An 18,778-nucleotide genomic window follows, 5' to 3' on the forward strand; every position below is an offset into this window, starting at 1 on the left:
CCGTGGACCGATTCGGTCTCGGGATCGAGGGCGAGGTGGGCCACCTGGAGCCAGCCGAACACCGGCCATGAGGCGCAGCCGGCGGGGGCGTTCTCGTGGCGGGCGAGGTCGACCTTGTCGCCGACAAGCGGAAACCGTCCGGATCCCGTGCACCGCTGTGGCCGGAATACGCCGGTCGGAATTCCGGTGGAGTGGAGGAACTGTGCCGCGGGGAGGTCTTCCGGAATCCCACCCAGGGAGCCGAGGGGCGCGACGAAAACGGCGTCTTCGCCGATGGACGCCACCATCTCGGCGTGCGAGATCTCGAAGAGCACAGAAACGATCATAAGTGTCACGGGTTGGACGGATCGAGCGTGATGTATGCCGCGACGGCGGGGCGCTACCTCCCAGATCTGCCGCCTGAGGCTGGGAGGCCCCGGTCGGCCCGTATCTGCTGACCGGACCAGAACTCCTCAGCCGCGCCGACCAGGTGGCCCGGCTCGGTTCCGCGCTCGGGCGCCGCCTACGCTTCGACGCGGTCCCCGCCGAGCTCGCGCGAGCACACATGGTCGCGGACGGCCGCCCCGGACCACTCGTGGAAGCGTTGATCTCCGCTTCGCTGCACCGACCCGAGTCGAACCTCATCACCGATCACGTCGAACGCCTCACCGGACGACCAGCCGGCACCTTCGCACGTTGGGCCGCCGATCACGCGGCCGAGTTCCGCTGACCGAGACGGGTTGCACCGGTGACGCGGGGCGGGTGCGTCGGGCCGAGCGTTCCAGGAGTGGCCGGCCGGCCACTCCTGGAAACGGCGTCCAGCCCAGCTCGCCCGAGGAGCCAGCCTCAGCCGCGTGCGGCGGCGGCCAGATCGGGTACCCGGATCTCGACGTGGTGCGGCGGTGCGCCGGCAGTCAGCGCTTGCCGCCCGGCACCCATAGCACATCGCCGCCCGGATTGGCGGTTCTTGACAGGATGAACAGCAGGTCGGAGAGCCGGTTGAGATACTTTGCCGGGAGCGAGCTGGTCCGATCGGGGTCGTGCGCGACCAGGGCCCACGCCGCCCGCTCGGCGCGTCGGGCCACCGTCCGCGCCAGGTGCAGCAGCGCCGCGCCCGCGGTGCCGCCGGGGAGGATGAAGGAGTCGAGCTTGCTCAGGCGTGCGTTGTATTCGTCGCACCAACCCTCGAGGCGCTCGACGTACTCCTCGGTGACCCGCAGCGGCGGATACTTCGGGTCCGGCTCCACGGGGGTGGCCAGGTCGGCCCCCACGTCGAACATGTCGTTCTGGATCGCCGCCAGGACGCTCCGCAGCTCGTCGTCGAGCTGGCCCAAAGCGAGCGCCACGCCGATCGCGGCGTTGCACTCGTCGACGTCCGCGTACGCGGCGATGCGCGGATCGGTCTTCGGCACCTGCTCGTTGTTGCTCAGCCTGGTCATGCCGGCGTCGCCGGCCTTGGTGTAGATGCGCGTGAGGTGGACGGCCATGACGCACAGCCTACGGATACCGGACCTGACGATCCCGGCGCGCCCGGGCGGCACCGCCCTCCGGGCGGGCGGAACGGGCCCCGGCGACGCCGGTGACCCGGCGGTCAACGACGTGGACGTCATCCGGGTGCGCGGCGACGCCCGGCTGGCGGGCACGGTGCACGTGGTCGGCGCCAAGAACTCGGCGTTGAAGCTGATGGCCGCCGCGCTGCTCGCCCCGGGGCGCAGCGTGATCACCAACGTCCCGCGGATCACCGACATCGCGATCATGGGGGAGGTGCTGCGCCGGCTCGGCTGCGGCATCCGCTTCACCGACGACGACCCGGTCGACCCGATGGTCGCGCAGGGCGGGGTGGCCCGGTCCCGGTCGGTCGTCATCGACGTGCCCGAGCGCCCCGGCGCCGAGGCCGACTACGATCTCGTCCGCCGGCTGCGCGCCTCCATCTGCGTGCTCGGTCCGCTGCTGGCCCGCCGGGGGTACGTGCGGGTGGCCCACCCCGGCGGGGACGCCATCGGCTCGCGGGGGCTGGACATGCACATCTCCGGGCTGACCCGGCTGGGCGCGGAGATCTCCGGCGAGCACGGCTTCGTGATCGCCTCGGCGCCGCACGGGCTGCACGGCGCGGAGATCGTGCTCGACTTCCCCAGCGTGGGGGCGACGGAGAACCTGGTCATGGCGGCGGTGCTGGCCCGCGGCTCCAGCGTCATCGACAACGCCGCCCGCGAGCCGGAGATCGTCGACATCTGCACCATGCTCAACCAGATGGGCGCGCGCATCTCCGGCGCCGGCACGTCGACCCTGCACATCGAGGGGGTGCCGGGGCTGCGGCCGGTGCGCCACGCCACGGTGGGGGACCGGATCGTGGCCGGCACCTGGGCGTTCGGCGCGGCCATGACCCGGGGGGACGTCACCGTCACCGGCGTGGAGCCGGGGTTCCTGGAGGTGGCGCTCGACAAGCTGGTCAGCGCCGGCGGCCTGGTGGAGACCCGGGGCGGCGCGTTCCGGATCCGGATGGACGACCGGCCGAAGGCGGTGGACGTGGTCACCCTGCCGTACCCGGGCTTCGCCACCGACCTGCTGCCGATGGCGATCGGCCTGGCCGCCGTCAGCGACGGGGCGTCGCTGATCACCGAGAACATCTTCGACGGCCGGTTCATGTTCGCCAACGAGATGATGCGGCTGGGCGCCGACATCAAGACCGACGGGCACCACGCGGTGGTCCGGGGCCGGGAGCGGCTCTCCGGAGCGCCCGTACGCGCCACCGACATCCGGGCCGGCGCCGGGCTGATCATCGCGGGGCTCTGCGCCGAGGGGGTCACCGAGGTCTCCCACGTGCACCACGTGGACCGGGGCTATCCGGACTTCGCCGCCGACCTGCGGGCGCTCGGCGTCGAGGTGGAGCGGGGCACCGCCGCGGAGGAACCGGACCTCGCCATCTGAGCCCGCGCCCGAGCGGCACCTCGCCCTCCGGGGCCCACGGCCCCGCCGGGAGCCGCGCTCGTGGGAGGGCGTGGGCCGGCGCCTGGTCCACCCCGCCCGGCCGCCTTGGCATCCGTTCAGGTTCGCCGGCCGAGCGCTGGCTGGCCACGGCCCTCACGGCCCTCGCTGCGCTCGGTGCGTTCCGTCATGACTAGGGTGCTGGCAGACACTCAATCAGGCGAGGGAGAAGCAGATGGCGGGTCGACTCGCGGTCGTCGGGGCCGGGCTGATGGGCTCGGGCATCGCCCAGGTGGCGGCGCAGGCGGGCTGGCAGGTGACGCTGCGGGACCTGGACGACGCGGCCACCAGGCGGGGCGTGGACGGCATCCGGAAGTCGTTGGAGAGGTTCGCCGAGAAGGGGAAGATCGCGGCGGCCGACGTCGAGGCGGCGCTGGGCCGGATCACCCCGACCACCGACCTGGAGGCGGCGGCGGACGCCGACATCGTCGTCGAGGCGGTCTTCGAGAAGCTTGAGATCAAGCACGAGGTGTTCCGGGCGCTGGACAAGATCTGCAAGTCCGACGCGATCCTGGCCACCAACACCTCGGCCATCCCCGTCACCCAGATCGCCACGGCGACCGAGCGGCCGGAGGCGGTCGTCGGCACCCACTTCTTCTCGCCGGTGCCGATGATGAAGCTCTGCGAGCTGGTGCGCGGCTACAAGACCAGCGACGAGACCCTGGCGACGGCGAAGTCGTTCGCCGAGGAGATCGGCAAGACCGTCGTGGTGGTCAACCGGGACATCGCCGGCTTCGTCACCACCCGGCTGATCAGCGCCCTGGCCATGGAGGCGGTCAAGCTGGTCGAGTCCGGCGTGGTCTCCGCCGAGGACCTGGACACCGCGTGCAAGCTGGGCTTCGGCCACGCCATGGGCCCGCTGGCCACGATCGACCTGACCGGCGTGGACGTGCTGCTCAACGCCACGAAGAACATCTACACCGACACGGCGGACGAGAAGTTCTTCCCGCCGGAGCTGCTCCAGCGCATGGCCACCGCCGGCGATCTGGGCCGCAAGTCCGGCAAGGGCTTCTACACGTACTGAGCGGGGACGCGGCGGGGGCGGGCCGCCTCCGGGCCGCCCCCGCCGCGCCTCAGCCGTCGCGCTTGGTGGTCCAGCGGAAGGTGGTCAGGCAGAGCACCAGGCCGATCACGCACCAGGCGACGAGCACCAGGGCGACCCGGTCCAGCTCGAACGAGCCCCCCGGCTCGCGCGCGCCGAAGCTCTCCGGCAGGAAGACCGCGCGCAGGCCCTGGCACATCCACTTCAGCGGGAAGACCGCCGCCACCTGCTGCATCCAGCTCGGCAGCTCGGTGAAGACGAAGAACACCCCGGAGATGAACTGGAGCACCAGCGCGACGGGGGTGACGACGGCCGGGCCGCCGCGGGCGGTGCGGGCCAGCGACGAGATGGCGATGCCGCACAGAGTGCAGGCGGTTACGCCGAGCACCGACACCCAGCCGAAGGTCAGCCATTTGGCGGCGGTGCCGGGCAGCTCCAGGTCGAACAGCGCCACCGAGACGGCGAGCAGCAGCACGGTCTCGGCGATGCCGATGGCGACGACCATCAGCACCTTGCCGGCGAACCAGACCCACTTCGGCATCGGCGTGCCCCGGTAGCGCTTGAGCACCCCCCGGTCCCGTTCCATGGGGATCCAGATGCCGAGGTTCTGGAAGCTGACCGTCATCAGGCCGGTGGCGATCATGCCGGTGATGAAGTATTGGGTGTAGCTGACGCCGGGCGCGATCTGGTCGCCGAAGATGGACGCGAAGATCACGATCATGATCACCGGGAAGCCCATCGTGAAGACGACGGACTCTCGGCTGCGCAGGAACTGGGTGATCTCCAACCGGCCCTGGCGCAGGGTGAGGGCGACCGGGCCGGGTCGGCGGGCCGGTGCGGCGGTGGCCGGCGGGGCGGGCTTCGTCGTGGTGGTGGTCATCAGTGTCCGATCATGCGCAGGTAGATGTCCTCCAGGGTCGGCCGGGTCACCGTCAGGCCGGGGACCTCGCCGCCGAAGCGCGCGGCGAGCTCCGCCACCAGCGCCGTCGGCGTCGCGCTCTCCGCCGTCTCCAGCGCCCCCTCCGGCGTACGCCAGGAGACCGTCGCCAGGGCCGCCTGCCGGTTGCCGAGCCGGTCGGGCGCGGCGACCTCGACCACCCGGCCGCCGGCGATCACGCCGACCCGGTCGGCCAGCGACTCGGCCTCGTCGAGGTAGTGGGTCGTCAGCACGATGGTGGTGCCGGCGGCGGCCAGGTCCCGGATCAGCTCCCAGAACTCGCGGCGGGCCTCCGGGTCGAAGCCGGTGGTCGGCTCGTCGAGGAAGAGCAGCTCGGGGCGGCCGATGATGCCGAGCGCCACGTCGAGCCGCCGCTTCTGCCCACCGGAGAGGGTGTGGGTGCGCGCCTTCGCCTTGCCGGCCAGCCCGACCCGCTCGACGACCTTGTCCGGGTCGTCGGCGCCCGGGTAGAAGCCGGAGAAGTGGCGCACCACCTCGGCGACGGTCAGCTCGTCGAACTCGCCCGTGCCCTGGAGCACGATGCCCACCCGGGAACGCCAGTCGGCGTCGGGCTGGGCCGGGTCGCTGCCGAGGACGCGGACCTCGCCGGCGTCGCGCCGCCGGTAGCCCTCCAGGATCTCCACCGTGGTGGTCTTGCCGGCGCCGTTGGGGCCGAGCAGGGCGAACACCTCGCCCCGGCGGACGTCGAGGTCCACCCCCGCCACCGCGACGGTGTCGCCGTACGCCTTGCGCAGCCCCCGGACGGAGATCGCGAGCTCTTCATCCATGCCGTCAAGTGTGCGTCCTGGCCCGGGCCTCGGGCCGGCCGGGGTGTGGTGCTCCGGCCCATGTCGGGGGCTTCGCGCCCGGGCGTCCGCTCCATGGAGCTGTGTGGTTTTCCACAGTCCTGGTGACTGAACGGTAACTTAGACTCCCGCCATGGACGAGAAGGCTCTCCCGGGTCGGCTGCCCGAACGCGACCGCCCGTGGGTGATGCGCACGTACGCCGGGCACAGCTCGGCCACCGCCAGCAACGCGCTCTTCCGCCGCAACCTGGCGAAGGGGCAGACCGGCCTCTCGGTCGCCTTCGATCTGCCGACCCAGACCGGCTACGACCCCGACCACGAGCTCGCCGCCGGCGAGGTTGGCCGGGTGGGCGTGCCGGTGGCGCACCTCGGTGACATGCGGGCCCTCTTCGAGGGCATCCCGCTGGCCGAGATGAACACGTCCATGACCATCAACGCGCCCGCGATGTGGCTGCTCGCCCTCTACGGCACCGTCGGCGCCGAACAGGGCGCGGAGCTGTCCCGCTGCGCCGGCACCACGCAGAACGACATCATCAAGGAGTACCTGTCCCGGGGGACGTACATCTTCCCGCCGGCGGCGTCGCTGCGGCTGACCGCCGACGTGGTCGCGTACACGCTGCGCGAGATGCCCCGGTGGAACCCGGTGAACATCTGCTCGTACCACCTCCAGGAGGCCGGCGCGACGCCGGTGCAGGAGGTCGGCTTCGCGCTCTCCACCGCCGTCGCGGTGCTCGACGCGGTCCGCGACTCGGGCCAGGTGCCCGCCGAGCGGATGGGCGACGTCGTGCAGCGGATCTCCTTCTTCGTCAACGCCGGGGTGCGCTTCGTCGAGGAGATCGCCAAGATGCGCGCGTTCGGCGCGCTCTGGGACGAGATCACCCGCGAGCGCTACGGGGTGACGGACCCGAAGCAGCGCCGCTTCCGCTACGGCGTGCAGGTCAACTCGCTGGGCCTGACCGAGGCGCAGCCGGAGAACAACATCCAGCGCATCGTGCTGGAGATGCTCGGCGTGACGCTGTCCCGGGACGCCCGCGCCCGCGCCGTCCAGCTGCCGGCCTGGAACGAGGCCCTCGGCCTGCCTCGGCCGTGGGACCAGCAGTGGTCGCTGCGCATGCAGCAGGTGCTCGCGTACGAGTCGGACCTGCTCGAATATCCGGACCTCTTCGCCGGCTCGCACGTGATGACCGCCCTGGTCGACGAGATCGTCGCCGGCGCCCGGGTCGAGCTGGAGAAGGTGCTGGAGATGGGCGGCGTGGTCGCCGCCGTGGAGACCGGCTACCTCAAGAGCGCGCTGGTCGCCTCGCTGGCCGAGCGGCGCCGCCGGATGGAGTCCGGCGCCGACGTGGTGGTCGGCGTCAACCGGTTCACCGAGACTGAGCCGTCGCCGCTGACCGCGGCCGGCGCCGAGGCGGTCGAGCAGGTCGACTCCGCCGTCGAGGCGACCGCGGTGGCCTCCGTACGGCGGTGGCGGGACGGTCGGGACGGGGCGGCCGTGGACGCGGCGCTGGCCCGGCTCCGCGCGGACGCCGCGACCACGGCGAACCTGATGCCGGCGACGCTGGAGTGCGTGCGGGCCGGGGTGACCACCGGCGAGTGGGCCGGCGCGCTGCGCCAGGTCTTCGGCGAGTACCGCGCGCCCACCGGGCTGGCGGGCGCCGCCGGGGCCGGCGGCGACGCCACCCTGGCCGCCGTGCGGGAGCGGGTCGCCGCCACCGCCCGCGAGCTGGGCAGCGGCCGGCTGCGCCTGCTGGTCGGCAAGCCCGGCCTGGACGGGCACTCCAACGGCGCGGAGCAGATCGCGGTACGCGCCCGCGACGCCGGCTTCGAGGTCGTCTACCAGGGCATTCGGCTGACCGCCGGGCAGATCGTCGCCGCCGCCGTCGAGGAGGACGTGGACCTGGTCGGCCTCTCCGTGCTCTCCGGCTCCCACCTGGCCGCGGTGCCGGCGGTGCTGGACGGGCTGCGCGCCGCCGGCCGGGCGGACCTGCCCGTGGTGGTCGGCGGGATCATCCCGGCCGGCGACGCCGAGCGGCTCCGTGCCGCCGGGGTGGCCCGGGTCTTCACGCCGAAGGACTTCGCCCTGACCGGCATCATCGACGAGCTGGTCACCGTCGTCCGCGAGGCCAACGGGCTGAGCTGACGGAAGGGCCCGCTCGTCGGCACAGAGGCGGCGACGAGGGGCCCTTCCGCTCGCCGCGTCAGCGGCTGCTGTACGTCATGCAGTCGGCCATGTCGTTGTCCGGGCCCACCTTGATCCCCGGTGCGCGGCACTCCAACTGGTCGTTGTGCCGGCAGTCGGCGCGCTGGCAGGCGCCGACCTGCGCCGTCATGCCGCCGTCCACGCCGCCCCGGACCGCCGGCATCTCGATGAAGGTGTGGCAGTGCGCGTGGTCCGGGCTGCCGATCGTGATGGCGAAGGCGTGGCAGTCGTTCGTGTGGTTGTACGAGCAGGCCGCGACCACACACTCCTGGACGCGGGGCATCTCCACTGCTGCGGTCATCGGACCTCCCATAGAGTCTTGCCCCGATTTTAGGCTTTTAGAGGGGTTGCCGATGCGGGTTCAGCCCGCTCCGAGCACCTCCGACAGCGGGGCCGGCTCCAGCCCGCGCTCCGCGAGCCCCGCCAGGATGTGCGGCAGCGCCTCGTCCGTCATCGGCGCGTTCGCCTCCGTCACGTGCAGGACGATGACCGAGCCGGGGCGTACGCCGTCCAGCGCCGCCCGCACGACCGGCCGCCAGGACTTCGCGAACGGGTCCCCGCTCACCACGTCGCCGTCCACCACCGTCAGCCCGAGCGGCGCCAGCGCGGCCAGCGCCTTCCGGTCGTGGCACAGCCCGGGGAAGCGGAAGTACCGGGTCTGCCGCCCGCCGTACGCGGACACCACGTCGAACGTCCGCGCCACGTCGGCGGTCATCTCCCGCTCGGCGATGCGGGGCAGGCCGTAGCAGTCCGGCGTGAACGCCAGGTGCCCGTACGTGTGGTTGGCCAGCTCGAAGCGCGGGTTCGCGGCGAGCCGCCGGGTCACCGCGGGGTACTGCTCGACCCACTTGCCCGTGAGGAAGAAGGTGGCCGGGACCTGCTCCCGTTCCAGCAGGTCGATGATCTTCAGGTTCGCGTACGACCGCACCGCGCCGCTACGCAGCTGGTACCGCATCGCGTCCGTCATGTCGGCGTCGAAGGTGAGCGCCACCTTGTTCCCCGTACGCGGTCCGTGGTCGACGACGGGTGGCCTGCTCCCCCGCGGGGTCGCGCCCGGAACGATCGCGGCGGGCGTCGGTGCCCCCGCCGGTGCCGAGGGCGTCGCCGCCGGCCCCGGTCGTGTCGCCGGCGGTCCCGGAGCCGGCGTGACCGCGGAGGCCGCGTCCGGAAGCCTGAGGATGCCGGCGGTGGCCGGTGTACGCAGCGGAGCCGGGCCGGCGAGGAGCGCCGCGGCCGCGATCACGGCGGTGACGGTCGCGGCCAACGAAAGGTGGGAGATCTTCACGGGCACCGGGAGATGATGCCAGCGGCCGGTGCCTGCCGTGTGCCCGCGTGGGGGAGCGGCTGTTCCGTGCGGGCTGTGGTTGCTGTGCGGTCTCCGGTCGCGGTGCGGTCTCCGGTTGGGTGCGGTCTCCGGTTAAGGGCCTGAAGCAGGTCGACGGCTGGCAGGACTTGCCGCTGACCAAGGCCGCGCAGACGGTGCAGGTGTCGGCCTACCCCGACCACTACGCGCAGTGGGAGCAGCTGGCCGCCGACCTCGTCGCCGAGCACTGGAACAGCTGACACGGACCTTCCACCACAAGGGGGACCACCGGCCGGCACCCGAACACGGGTGCCGGCCGGCGGCACATCCACAGCAGCCGGTGGCGGCGTACTGCGGTCAGACCCGGAAGCCGGCGGCCCGCGCCGCCTGGCGTTCCCGGCGCCGGTCGGACCGGCGGCGCAGGAACCAGAAGACGAACAGGACGAGCCCGGCCAGGAAGGCCAGCACCAGCACGGGCAGGAGGATGGCCACCACCGACACGACGACGCTCGTGGCGTCCTCGGCGGTGCTGGCAACGGGGGTGCCCACGCCCGCGGTGGTCGCGTTGATGACGGGTCGGGCGGCCGACTTCAGCAGGTGCACGCCGAGGGCGATCAGCACCCCGGTCACCACCGGCACCCACTGGTTCGAGGAGAAGAAGCTCGCCGGGTCGCTCACGGTCACCGTCTCCGACGAAGCTCCCGCCCCGAAGGCCAGGCCGCCGGCGGTCGGCCGGACGACGGTCTGCACCACGTCGTTGACGTGGTCGACGACGGGCACCTTGTCGGCCACCACCTCGATCAGCAGCAGCACCGCCAGGATGGCGATCACCCAGCCGTTGCCGAGCCACTGCCAGCCGGCGGGCAGGTCGATCACGTCGGTGAAGCGGGCCAGCAACCCCATGGTGAGCAGGGGGATGTAGGCGTTCAACCCCGCCGAGGCGGCGAGGCCGGTACCGGTCAGAACTTCGAGCACCGTCCCAGCATCGCACCGGCACGCCAGTGCCGCTCGGTGGCGCGGGCCGGAGCCTCCGCTACCCTCGTCGGGTGCGGTTGGTCATTGCGAAGTGCTCGGTGGACTACGTCGGACGGCTGTCGGCCCACCTGCCGCCGGCCACCCGGTTGCTGATGGTGAAGGCGGACGGGTCGGTGTCGATCCACGCCGACGACCGGGCGTACAAGCCGCTCAACTGGATGAGCCCGCCCTGCCGGCTGGAGGAGGCCCCCGGTGTCTGGCGGGTCGTCAACAAGGCCGGCGAGGAGCTGCGGATCACCCTGGAGGAGGTCTTCCAGGACACCTCGTACGAGCTGGGCGTCGACCCCGGCCTGCGCAAGGACGGGGTGGAGGCGCACCTGCAGGAGCTGCTGGCCGCCAACCCGGAGACGCTCGGCGAGGGGTTCACGCTGGTGCGCCGGGAGTACATGACGGCCATCGGCCCGGTCGACCTGCTCTGCCGCGACGCCAACCAGGGCGCGGTGGCGGTGGAGGTGAAGCGACGCGGCGAGATCGACGGCGTCGAGCAGCTCACCCGCTACCTGGAGCTGATGAACCGGGACCCGCTGCTCGCGCCGGTGACCGGGGTCTTCGTTGCCCAGGAGATCAAGCCGCAGGCCCGGGTGCTCGCCACCGACCGGGGTATCCGGTGCGTGGTCGTGGACTACGACAGGCTTCGCGGCATCGAGCGCGACGAGCTCACGCTCTTCTGACGTCCTCCGCCCGGTGACCGAGCCCGTCCGCGCGGACGGCGATGAGTGACTTGGGCAGGCCGGCGACCCGCTCGACGAGGATGCGCGAGCCGGGAAAGTAGTGCCGCATCTGCGACCGGTCCAGCAGCTCGGTCCAGAGCACCTGGTGGATGGCGGCCTCGTGGGTGCGGGTGGGCTTGTGCCCGAGCGGCCAGCGGCGGGCGAACGCGGTGCGCAGGCGCACCGGCAGGAACTGCATCCCCGGCGCGATCCAGTGCGGCTCGATGGGGAAGTAGCGGTAGGGCGTCTGCACCCAGTGCCGGTCGGCGAGGCCGCGTACCGCGTCGGCGAAGCGCAGCCGCCGCTCGTGCCCGCCGACGTGCTCCAGCACCGAGTTGGAGAAGACCAGGTCGTAGCGGCGCGCGGCGATCCGGGCCGGCAGGTCGCAGGCGTCGGCCTGGTCGACCCGCGCCCACTCCGGCACGTCCGCCGGCGGCCGCTCCAGGTTGACCACGTGCACGTGGGCCGGCCGCACCTCGGCCCGCGCCCAGGTGCCGAGCCGGCCGCCCAGGTCGACGACGTGCATCTGCCCGAGGTCGGGAAACGTCCGGACCAGCCAGTCGGCGCGCCGTCGCCGCTGCCGGGCGCTCCACGAGCGTTCGCTGTCGACGAGGTGGAAGCGCAATCGATGGGGGCGCATTTAACGCAATGTACCGCTCCGACCACGATGGACGTACGTGGGCGTCGTCATGATCGGCTATCCGACAGTCACCTGCCGTACATCGTCTTGATGGTCCTGACGAGCCGGGCGACGTCGGCGGGCGTCCGCTCGAAGGTCGTGGAGGGCAGCAGCGACCGGGCCCGGCGGCGGGTGATCGCCTTGGCCCGGCTGAACTCGCGCAGCCCGTCCTCGCCGTGGATGCGGCCGAAGCCGGAGTCGCCGACGCCGCCGAACGGCAGCGTGGACATCCCGGCGAAGGTCAGCGTCGAGTTGACCGACGCCATCCCCGAGCGCAGCCGCCGGGCGATCGCCACCGCGCGGCGCCGGCCGAAGACCGAACCCCCCAGGCCGTACGACAGGGCGTTGGCCCGGGCGACGGCCTCGTCGGCGTCGCGGACCCGGCTGACGGTCAGGGTCGGGCCGAAGGTCTCCTCGCGTACGGCGAGCGAGTCCTCCGGGACGTCCACCAGCACGGTCGGCCGCACGTACGGGGGCTGCACCGCGTCCGCGCCGCCGAGCACCGCCCGGCCGCCCCGGGCCAACGCGTCGTCGATGTGCCGACGGATGATGTCGAGTTGGCTCGGCATGGTGATCGGGCCGATGTCGGCGTCGTCCGGCCCGACGGTCAACCGGCCGGCCCGCTCCACCACCTTGTCGAGGAAGGCGTCGAAGACGGGCTCGACCGCGTAGACCCGCTCGATGCCGATGCAGGTCTGGCCGGCGTTGGTGAGCGCGCCCCAGACGCAGGCCTCGGCGGCGGCGTCCAGGTCGGCGTCCGCGTCGACGATCATCGCGTCCTTGCCGCCGGCCTCCAGCAGCACCGGGGTCAGCGACTCGGCGCAGGCCGTCATCACCTTGCGCGCGGTGGTGGACGAGCCGGTGAAGGCCACCTTGCCCACCCCGGAACGGCAGAGCGCCGCCCCGACGTCGCCGAGCCCGTGCACCGCGGTGAACACCGGCTGTTCCGGCACCACCTCGGCGAACGTGTCGACGAGCCACTGGCCGACGGTGGGGGTGTATTCGCTCGGCTTGAACACCACCGCGTTCCCCGCCGCCAGCGCGTACGCGACGGAGCCGATCGGCGTGAAGACGGGATAGTTCCACGGACCGATCACGCCGACCACGCCGTGCGGCTGGTATTCGAGGTGGGCGGAGAACTCGGCCAGCACGAGCCGCGAGCGGACCCGGCGGGGACCCAGCACCCGGCGCGCGTTGCGGGCCGCCCAGTCGACGTGCTCGACGGCGCTGACGATCTCCACGACGGCGTCGGCGACGGGCTTGCCCCCCTCGGCGTGCACCAGGTCGGCGAGTTCCTCGATGCGTCGGGCGAGCAGCGCGCGCCAGCGCAGCAGCCGCTGCCTCCGCCCGGCGAAGCCGAGCCCGGCCCACCACTCGCCGGCCCGGCGGGCCCGGTCGACGGCCCGCCCGACCTCCTCGGGGGTCGCGACGGGCAGGCGGCCGACCTCGGCGCCGCTCGCCGGGCTCGTCGACACCAGTCGACCGTCCTCGATCAACGGGGCGCCCGGGACATGCACAGCCGTCATGGCGGAAGTCTAGACCCGAGAATTACTCGTGGGTAGGCCCGCGACCTGCCGGTGCGGTGCCGGATTCCGCCGGCACGCGGGCGCCCCGCCCCGCCGGCCGGACCCGTCGAGCGCGACGGCGCGGATCTGTGCGCGCGGCGCGGGACATCCCGGGCGCCGGGCCGGATCGGCGCCCGCAGCCGGCCGGCCGCTGACGAACCGGCGAACGGGAGGTGTCCGCCCGGCGTCGCGGAGGTGACCGCCCGGCGGTCGAGGGCGACTACGGTGTGGTGGCAGGCTGACGCGCGGAGTGATCGCGTGGGGTGGAGGGCTGACTGTCCATGGAGGAACATCCGGAACTGATGCCGTTGTTGACGGTCGCCGGCGGGGCGATGCGGGGTCTGAGCGTCCGGGTCGGCCCCACGCGGCAGGTCATCGGCCGCGCGCCGACGGCCGACATCGTCGTGCACGACCCGCACCTGAGCCGCCGGCACGCCGAGGTCTGGTTGACGGACGAGGGCGCCTGCCTGGCGGACCTGGGCTCGACCAACGGCACCTGGCTCAACGACCGGCGGATCACCGGCGTGGAACGGCTGGCCGACGGGGACGTGATCCGGGTCGGGCGCACCGAGCTGCGCCTCTTCGACCCGGGCGTGGCGCGCACCGACCCGGTGGGGCTGAGCTTCGGCCCACCGCGCCGCGACCACCGCCCGACGCTGCCGTTGCCGGTCGCCACCCCCGCCCTCCCGGCCGCCGACGCGTCGGCGGTGGGCACGGTCCCGTCCTGAGCCGCCGCACACGCTCCGGCCAGGGAACATGGCGGACGCACCCATGGACGCGGCCGGGTCGCCGTGGCAGCATGCCGCGGATGGAGACCGGACAGCAGCTCGTGTCGGCCAACGGAATCACCCAGGCGGTGCGGGTGGCCGGGCCGCCGGACGGCGTGCCCGTGCTGCTGGTGCACGGCAACTGTTCGTCGGCCGCCTTCTGGGAGCCGCTGGTGCGGCGGCTGCCCGACACGCTCCGGGTGGTCGCGCCCGACCTGCGCGGCTACGGGCGCACCGACACCGCGCCGGTGGACGCGACCCGGGGCCTCACCGACTTCTCCGACGACGTCGCCGCGCTGCTCGACGAGCCGTCCCTGTTCCCGCCCGCCGCCCGGCCGGTGGTGGTCGGGCACTCGCTCGGCGGGGGAGTGGCCATGCGGCTGCTGGTGGACCACCCCGACCGGGTGGCCGCGCTGCTGCTCGCCGCGCCGGTCTCGCCGTACGGCTACGGGGGCACCCGCGACCTGACCGGTACGCCCACCACGCCCGACTTCGCCGGCACCGGCGCGGGCACCGCCAACGCGGAGTTCGTCAAGCGGCTGGCCGCCGGAGACCGGGGCACGGACAGCCAGGCCAGCCCGCGCAACGTCCTGCGGGCCACCTACGTGGCGGACCCGGCCTCGCTCGGCGCGGACGAGGAGCTGCTGCTGGACACCCTGCTCAGCACGGCGACGGGCGACGACAACTATCCGGGCACGGCGGTGGACTCGGCGAACTGGCCCGGCACCGCCCCCGGCCGCCGCGGCGTGCTCAACGCGCTCTCCCCGGCGTACTTCCGGATCGCCGACGAGCTCGTGGCCGTGGCCGGCAAGCCGCCGGTCACCTGGATCCACGGGGACGCCGACGTGATCGTCTCGGACACCTCGCTGTTCGACCTGGCCCACCTGGGCGCGCTGGGCGTGGTGCCCGGCTGGCCGGGGGCGGAGGCCTGCCCGGCGCAGCCGATGGTGGGGCAGACCCGGGCGGTGCTGGAGCGCTACGCGGCGGCCGGCGGGGCGTACTGGGAGGTGTCGCTGCCCGGCTGCGGGCACAGCCCGCACCTGGAGCGGCCGACCGAGTTCGTCGCCGAGCTGCTGCGGCTGACCGTGGGGACGGCCGGCTGACGGCCGCCCGGGGCGGCCCGTGAAATATCCCACCGCGTCTCGACAACCGCACGTCACGTGGCAGACTCGCGCGCATAACCTTAGTGGCCGTTCACGCGGCCGTGCGGAGCATTGGGGAGGCCGGTCGTGGCGCGCGAGTTCACCAGCGTGGGCGTTGTGGGTCTGGGCACCATGGGTGCCGGCATCGTCGAGGTGTTCGCGCGCAACGGCGTGGACGTCGTGGCGGTCGAGATCTCCGCGGCGGCGCTGGAGCGCGGCCGGGCCACCCTGACCGGCTCGACGGACCGGGCCGTTGCCAAGGGCAAGCTCGCCGAGGCCGACCGGGACGCGCTGCTCGCCCGGATCGACTGGCAGGTCGGGCTCGACGCGCTGCACTCGGTCGACCTCGTCATCGAGGCGGTGCCCGAGCACCTGGACCTGAAGCAGCGGATCTTCGGCGAGCTGGACCGGGTCTGCAAGCCCGAAGCGATCCTGGCCACCAACACCTCCTCGCTGAGCGTCACCGAGATCTCCGTCGCGACCAGCCGGCCCAACCAGGTGATCGGCATCCACTTCTTCAACCCCGCGCCGGTCATGAAGCTGGTCGAGGTGGTCCGGACGGTGGTCACCTCCGCCGACGTGGTCGCCGACGTCGAGGCGCTCTGCGAGCGGCTGGGCAAGGTCGACGTCACCATCAACGACCGGGCCGGCTTCATCGCCAACGCGCTGCTCTTCGGCTACCTCAACCACGCCGTCGGCATGTTCGAGTCGCACTACGCGACCCGGGAGGACATCGACGCGGCCATGAAGCTCGGCTGCGGGCTGCCCATGGGCCCGCTGGCGCTGATGGACCTGATCGGCCTGGACACCGCGTACGAGATCCTCGACACCATGTACCGGCGCGGCGGCCGCGACCGCCGGCACGCCCCGGTGCCGCTGATCAAGCAGATGGTCACCGCGGGGCTGCTCGGCCGCAAGTCCGGCCGGGGCTTCTACACCTACGAGCGGCCGGGCTCCCCGGTGGTCGTACCCGACGAGCAGACGCCGCAGGCGACGGAGTCGGCGCTCGCCGACGGCGCCCGCGCGATCGCGAAGGTCGGCGTGGTCGGCTCCGGGACCATGGCCACCGGCATCATCGAGGTCTTCGCCAAGGCCGGCTACGAGGTCGTCTCGGTGACCCGGGGCGCGGAGAAGTCCGCCAAGGTCTTCGAGGCGGTCAAGACCTCGCTCAACAAGGGCGTGGTACGGGGCAAGCTCAGCGAGGCCGACCGGGACGCCGCGCTCGGCCGGATCAACTGGTCGGCCACCCTGGAGCACCTCGCCGACGTCGACCTCGTGGTCGAGGCCGTGGTGGAGGAGCTGAGCGTCAAGAAGGCCCTCTTCGCCAGCCTCGACGAGATCTGCAAGCCGGGCGTGGTGCTCGCCACCACCACCTCGTCGCTGCCGGTGATCGACGTCGCGATGGCCACCCAGCGCCCCGCCGACGTGGTCGGGCTGCACTTCTTCAACCCGGCCCCGATCATGCCGCTGGTCGAGATCGTGCAGACCATCCGCACCTCCGCGGAGACCGTCGCCACCGCCCGCGCGGTCTGCGCCGCCCTGGGCAAGACGGGCGTGGTCTGCGGTGACCGCTCCGGCTTCATCGTCAACGCGCTGCTCTTCCCCTACCTCAACGACGCGGTCAAGATGCTGGAGGCGAGCTACTCCACCGCCGACGACATCGACTACGCGATGAAGCTGGGCTGCGGCTACCCGATGGGCCCGTTCGAGCTGCTCGACGTGGTCGGGCTGGACGTCTCGCTGGCCATCCAGCGGGAGCTCTACCTGGAGCTGCGCGAGCCCGGCTTCGCGCCCGCGCCGCTGCTGGAGCACCTCGTCACGGCCGGCTACCTGGGCCGCAAGAGCGGTCGGGGCTTCCGCGACCACACCCGCCGCTGATCCCCGCCGGCGGCCCGTACGCTTGGCAAGCGTGAGCCCCCGTCGCAACCGACCCCGCCGCGATGAGACCGCGCACCTCGACTCCGACCGGGTCCGCCAGGGCGTGGCCTCGGTCCAACAGTGGCGCGACGGCGAGTGGCAGGTACGCGGAATCAGCGGCGGCGCGTCCACCAAGACGTACCGCTGCCCCGGCTGTGACCAGGAGATCCGCCCCGGGGTGGCGCACCTGGTGGCGTGGCCGGCGGACGGCCGGGGCGACCTGACGGACCGGCGGCACTGGCACAGCGGATGCTGGCGGGCCCGGGACCGGCGCGGCCCGGTCGTCCAGCGGGGGCGCGGCGCGCCCCGCTACGGCTGAGCGATCTGGATCACCCTGTTTCCGCCCCGCCCGGCGCTGCCCGGGCGCACGGGTGAGACTGGAGGGGTGAGCACACCGATCCGCGCGTCCACCATCCTGCCCGGGCGCCGCGAGGACATCGAGCTGCACACCGCGGACGGACTGCGGCTGGTCGGGGAACTGGCCCGACCGCTGGACCGGGAGCCGGTGGCCACCCTCGTCTGCCTGCACCCGCTGCCGACACACGGCGGGATGATGGACAGCCACGTGTTCCGCAAGGCGGCGTGGCGGCTGCCCGCCCTGGCCGACCTGGCGGTGCTCCGCTTCAACACCCGGGGCACCAGCAGCCTGCGCGGCACCAGCGACGGCGCCTTCGACAACGCGGTCGGGGAGCGCTTCGACGTCGCCGCCGCGATCGAGTACGCCGAGTTCCACGAGCTGCCGGACATCTGGCTGGTCGGCTGGTCGTTCGGCACCGACCTGACCCTCAAGTACGGCTGCGACCCGGCCGTCACCGGGGCGATCCTGCTCTCCCCGCCGCTGCGCTTCTCCGCCCCGGCGGACCTCGACCACTGGGCCGCCTCCGGCAAGCCGCTGACGGCCCTGGTGCCCGAGTTCGACGACTACCTGCGGCCCGACGAGGCGCGGGAGCGCTTCGCGGCGGTGCCGCAGGCCGAGGTGGTCGGGGTGCCCGGCGCGAAGCACCTCTGGGTCGGCGACGCCGAGACCGTCCTGGACGAGGTGGTCCGCCGGGTCAACCCGGCCGCCGCCGTGCCGCTGCCGACCACCTGGGACGGCCCGGTGGAAACCGGGGACGTCAGCGCGTACGCCGACCGCACGGTGGCCTCCTTCGCCGACCGTCCGGTGCCCGGCCCGCCCGCCGGCCAGGCCGGCTGACCCGGTCGGCGGCAGGGCGGCCCTTCCGCCGGTCTGCCGCTTCCGCAGGTCCGCCTCTTCCGCAGGTCTCGGCGATCGTCTCGGCCCGGCCCTTCCGCCGGTCCGCCGCTTCCGCAGGTCCGCCTCTTCCGGAGGTCCCGGCGATCGCCTCGACCCGGCCCCTCCGTCGGCCCCGGCGACCGCCTCGACCCCGCCCGTCCGCCCGCCCCGGCGGGGTCAGCGGGACTCCTGCCGGGGCAGCAGCACCTCCCGCAGGATGAGCTGGAACGCGGCCACCGCCGGGATCGCGATGAGCGCCCCCACCACGCCCAGCAGGGACGCGCCGAGCAGCGCGGCGACCAGGGCGGCCACCTCGTTGACAGCCACCGAGCGGCGCATGATCTTGGGATAGATCAGGTAGTTCTCCACCTGCTGGTAGATCAGGAAGAAGACCGCGCAGGCGATGCCGACCCGCAGGTCGGTGGCGAAGGCCACGAGGCTGACGATCACCGCGCCCAGGGTCGCGCCGATCTGCGG

General features: G+C 73.0%; 21 protein-coding genes. 11 read left to right on the forward strand and 10 right to left on the reverse strand.

The features are described 5' to 3' along the window. Window positions 1-314 (reverse strand): SUKH-4 family immunity protein (locus tag ACWENR_RS22380; protein WP_452278928.1); only part of this gene is annotated, 314 nt, incomplete at its 3' end. A gap of 260 nt (window positions 315-574) precedes the next feature. On the opposite strand from ACWENR_RS22380, the gene ACWENR_RS22385 reads away from it, so the two are divergent. After that, window positions 575-709 (forward strand): hypothetical protein, encoded by a 135-nt coding sequence (locus ACWENR_RS22385; protein WP_452278929.1) that lies wholly within the window; start codon window positions 575-577, stop codon window positions 707-709. Between the two features lie 184 nt (window positions 710-893). On the opposite strand, the gene ACWENR_RS22390 is transcribed toward ACWENR_RS22385, so the two are convergent. Next, window positions 894-1,466, reverse strand: coding sequence for a cob(I)yrinic acid a,c-diamide adenosyltransferase (locus ACWENR_RS22390; RefSeq protein WP_452278930.1), 573 nt, complete (start codon window positions 1,464-1,466; stop codon window positions 894-896). On the opposite strand from ACWENR_RS22390, the gene murA reads away from it, so the two are divergent. After that, on the forward strand, window positions 1,465-2,907 hold the full coding sequence (gene murA, locus ACWENR_RS22395) for a UDP-N-acetylglucosamine 1-carboxyvinyltransferase (protein WP_452278931.1): 1,443 nt from the start codon (window positions 1,465-1,467) through the stop codon (window positions 2,905-2,907). The two genes, ACWENR_RS22390 and murA, sit on opposite strands and share 2 nt — an antisense overlap. 232 nt (window positions 2,908-3,139) lie before the next feature. Then, complete coding sequence (locus ACWENR_RS22400; protein WP_091103541.1) at window positions 3,140-3,988, forward strand: 3-hydroxyacyl-CoA dehydrogenase family protein; 849 nt, start codon at window positions 3,140-3,142, stop codon at window positions 3,986-3,988. A gap of 49 nt (window positions 3,989-4,037) precedes the next feature. Here the strand turns inward: ACWENR_RS22400 and ACWENR_RS22405 are convergent, their stop codons facing one another. Together ACWENR_RS22405 and ACWENR_RS22410 are read right to left on the reverse strand one after the other, a co-directional pair. Beyond that, complete coding sequence (locus ACWENR_RS22405) at window positions 4,038-4,886, reverse strand: ABC transporter permease (protein ID WP_452278932.1); 849 nt, start codon at window positions 4,884-4,886, stop codon at window positions 4,038-4,040. Continuing rightward, window positions 4,886-5,731 carry an ABC transporter ATP-binding protein gene (locus ACWENR_RS22410; protein ID WP_452278933.1) on the reverse strand — a complete coding sequence of 282 codons (846 nt, stop codon included), beginning with the start codon at window positions 5,729-5,731 and terminating at the stop codon, window positions 4,886-4,888. The genes ACWENR_RS22405 and ACWENR_RS22410 overlap by 1 nt, the downstream gene beginning before the upstream one ends. A 151-nt stretch (window positions 5,732-5,882) precedes the next feature. On the opposite strand from ACWENR_RS22410, the gene ACWENR_RS22415 reads away from it, so the two are divergent. Next, the gene (locus ACWENR_RS22415; RefSeq protein ID WP_452278934.1) at window positions 5,883-7,889 is read left to right on the forward strand and encodes a protein meaA; all 2,007 of its coding nucleotides are present in this window, start codon (window positions 5,883-5,885) and stop codon (window positions 7,887-7,889) included. A gap of 58 nt (window positions 7,890-7,947) precedes the next feature. On the opposite strand, the gene ACWENR_RS22420 is transcribed toward ACWENR_RS22415, so the two are convergent. Further along, the gene (locus ACWENR_RS22420) at window positions 7,948-8,250 is read right to left on the reverse strand and encodes a DUF1540 domain-containing protein (protein WP_452278935.1); all 303 of its coding nucleotides are present in this window, start codon (window positions 8,248-8,250) and stop codon (window positions 7,948-7,950) included. Window positions 8,251-8,310: 60 nt separating this feature from the next. Continuing rightward, a complete protein-coding gene (locus tag ACWENR_RS22425) occupies window positions 8,311-9,153 on the reverse strand; it encodes a polysaccharide deacetylase family protein (protein WP_452278945.1) in 843 nt (280 codons plus the stop codon). A gap of 200 nt (window positions 9,154-9,353) precedes the next feature. On the opposite strand from ACWENR_RS22425, the gene ACWENR_RS22430 reads away from it, so the two are divergent. Continuing rightward, window positions 9,354-9,512 (forward strand): hypothetical protein, encoded by a 159-nt coding sequence (locus tag ACWENR_RS22430; RefSeq protein WP_452278946.1) that lies wholly within the window; start codon window positions 9,354-9,356, stop codon window positions 9,510-9,512. A 97-nt stretch (window positions 9,513-9,609) separates the two neighbouring features. Here ACWENR_RS22430 and ACWENR_RS22435 read toward each other — a convergent pair whose 3' ends face one another. Continuing rightward, complete coding sequence (locus ACWENR_RS22435) at window positions 9,610-10,227, reverse strand: DUF4126 domain-containing protein (RefSeq protein WP_452278936.1); 618 nt, start codon at window positions 10,225-10,227, stop codon at window positions 9,610-9,612. A 71-nt stretch (window positions 10,228-10,298) separates the two neighbouring features. On the opposite strand from ACWENR_RS22435, the gene nucS reads away from it, so the two are divergent. Next, window positions 10,299-10,958, forward strand: a complete 660-nt coding sequence (gene nucS, locus ACWENR_RS22440; protein WP_091322299.1) for an endonuclease NucS — start codon at window positions 10,299-10,301, stop codon at window positions 10,956-10,958. Here the strand turns inward: nucS and ACWENR_RS22445 are convergent. Then, complete coding sequence (locus ACWENR_RS22445) at window positions 10,945-11,637, reverse strand: class I SAM-dependent methyltransferase (protein ID WP_452278937.1); 693 nt, start codon at window positions 11,635-11,637, stop codon at window positions 10,945-10,947. The two genes, nucS and ACWENR_RS22445, sit on opposite strands and share 14 nt — an antisense overlap. A 68-nt stretch (window positions 11,638-11,705) precedes the next feature. Further along, complete coding sequence (locus tag ACWENR_RS22450) at window positions 11,706-13,202, reverse strand: aldehyde dehydrogenase family protein (protein WP_452278938.1); 1,497 nt, start codon at window positions 13,200-13,202, stop codon at window positions 11,706-11,708. Window positions 13,203-13,522: 320 nt separating this feature from the next. On the opposite strand from ACWENR_RS22450, the gene ACWENR_RS22455 reads away from it, so the two are divergent. The 5 genes from ACWENR_RS22455 (at window position 13,523) to ACWENR_RS22475 (ending at window position 18,262) form a co-directional block, all read left to right on the forward strand. Beyond that, window positions 13,523-13,969 (forward strand): FHA domain-containing protein, encoded by a 447-nt coding sequence (locus ACWENR_RS22455; RefSeq protein ID WP_452278939.1) that lies wholly within the window; start codon window positions 13,523-13,525, stop codon window positions 13,967-13,969. A 71-nt stretch (window positions 13,970-14,040) separates the two neighbouring features. Then, window positions 14,041-15,111, forward strand: coding sequence for an alpha/beta fold hydrolase (locus ACWENR_RS22460; protein WP_452278940.1), 1,071 nt, complete (start codon window positions 14,041-14,043; stop codon window positions 15,109-15,111). Window positions 15,112-15,237: 126 nt separating this feature from the next. Beyond that, window positions 15,238-17,028: a 3-hydroxyacyl-CoA dehydrogenase family protein gene (locus ACWENR_RS22465; RefSeq protein ID WP_452278941.1), complete on the forward strand. Its 1,791-nt coding sequence runs from the start codon at window positions 15,238-15,240 to the stop codon at window positions 17,026-17,028. Window positions 17,029-17,059: 31 nt separating this feature from the next. Beyond that, window positions 17,060-17,386: a hypothetical protein gene (locus tag ACWENR_RS22470; protein ID WP_452278942.1), complete on the forward strand. Its 327-nt coding sequence runs from the start codon at window positions 17,060-17,062 to the stop codon at window positions 17,384-17,386. Between the two features lie 66 nt (window positions 17,387-17,452). Continuing rightward, window positions 17,453-18,262 (forward strand): alpha/beta hydrolase, encoded by an 810-nt coding sequence (locus tag ACWENR_RS22475; RefSeq protein ID WP_452278943.1) that lies wholly within the window; start codon window positions 17,453-17,455, stop codon window positions 18,260-18,262. 216 nt (window positions 18,263-18,478) lie between these two features. Here ACWENR_RS22475 and ACWENR_RS22480 read toward each other — a convergent pair. Continuing rightward, window positions 18,479-18,778: AI-2E family transporter (locus ACWENR_RS22480; RefSeq protein WP_452278944.1), on the reverse strand; the 300-nt coding region annotated here is incomplete at its 5' end.

This window comes from Micromonospora sp. NPDC004336 (assembly GCF_053602615.1).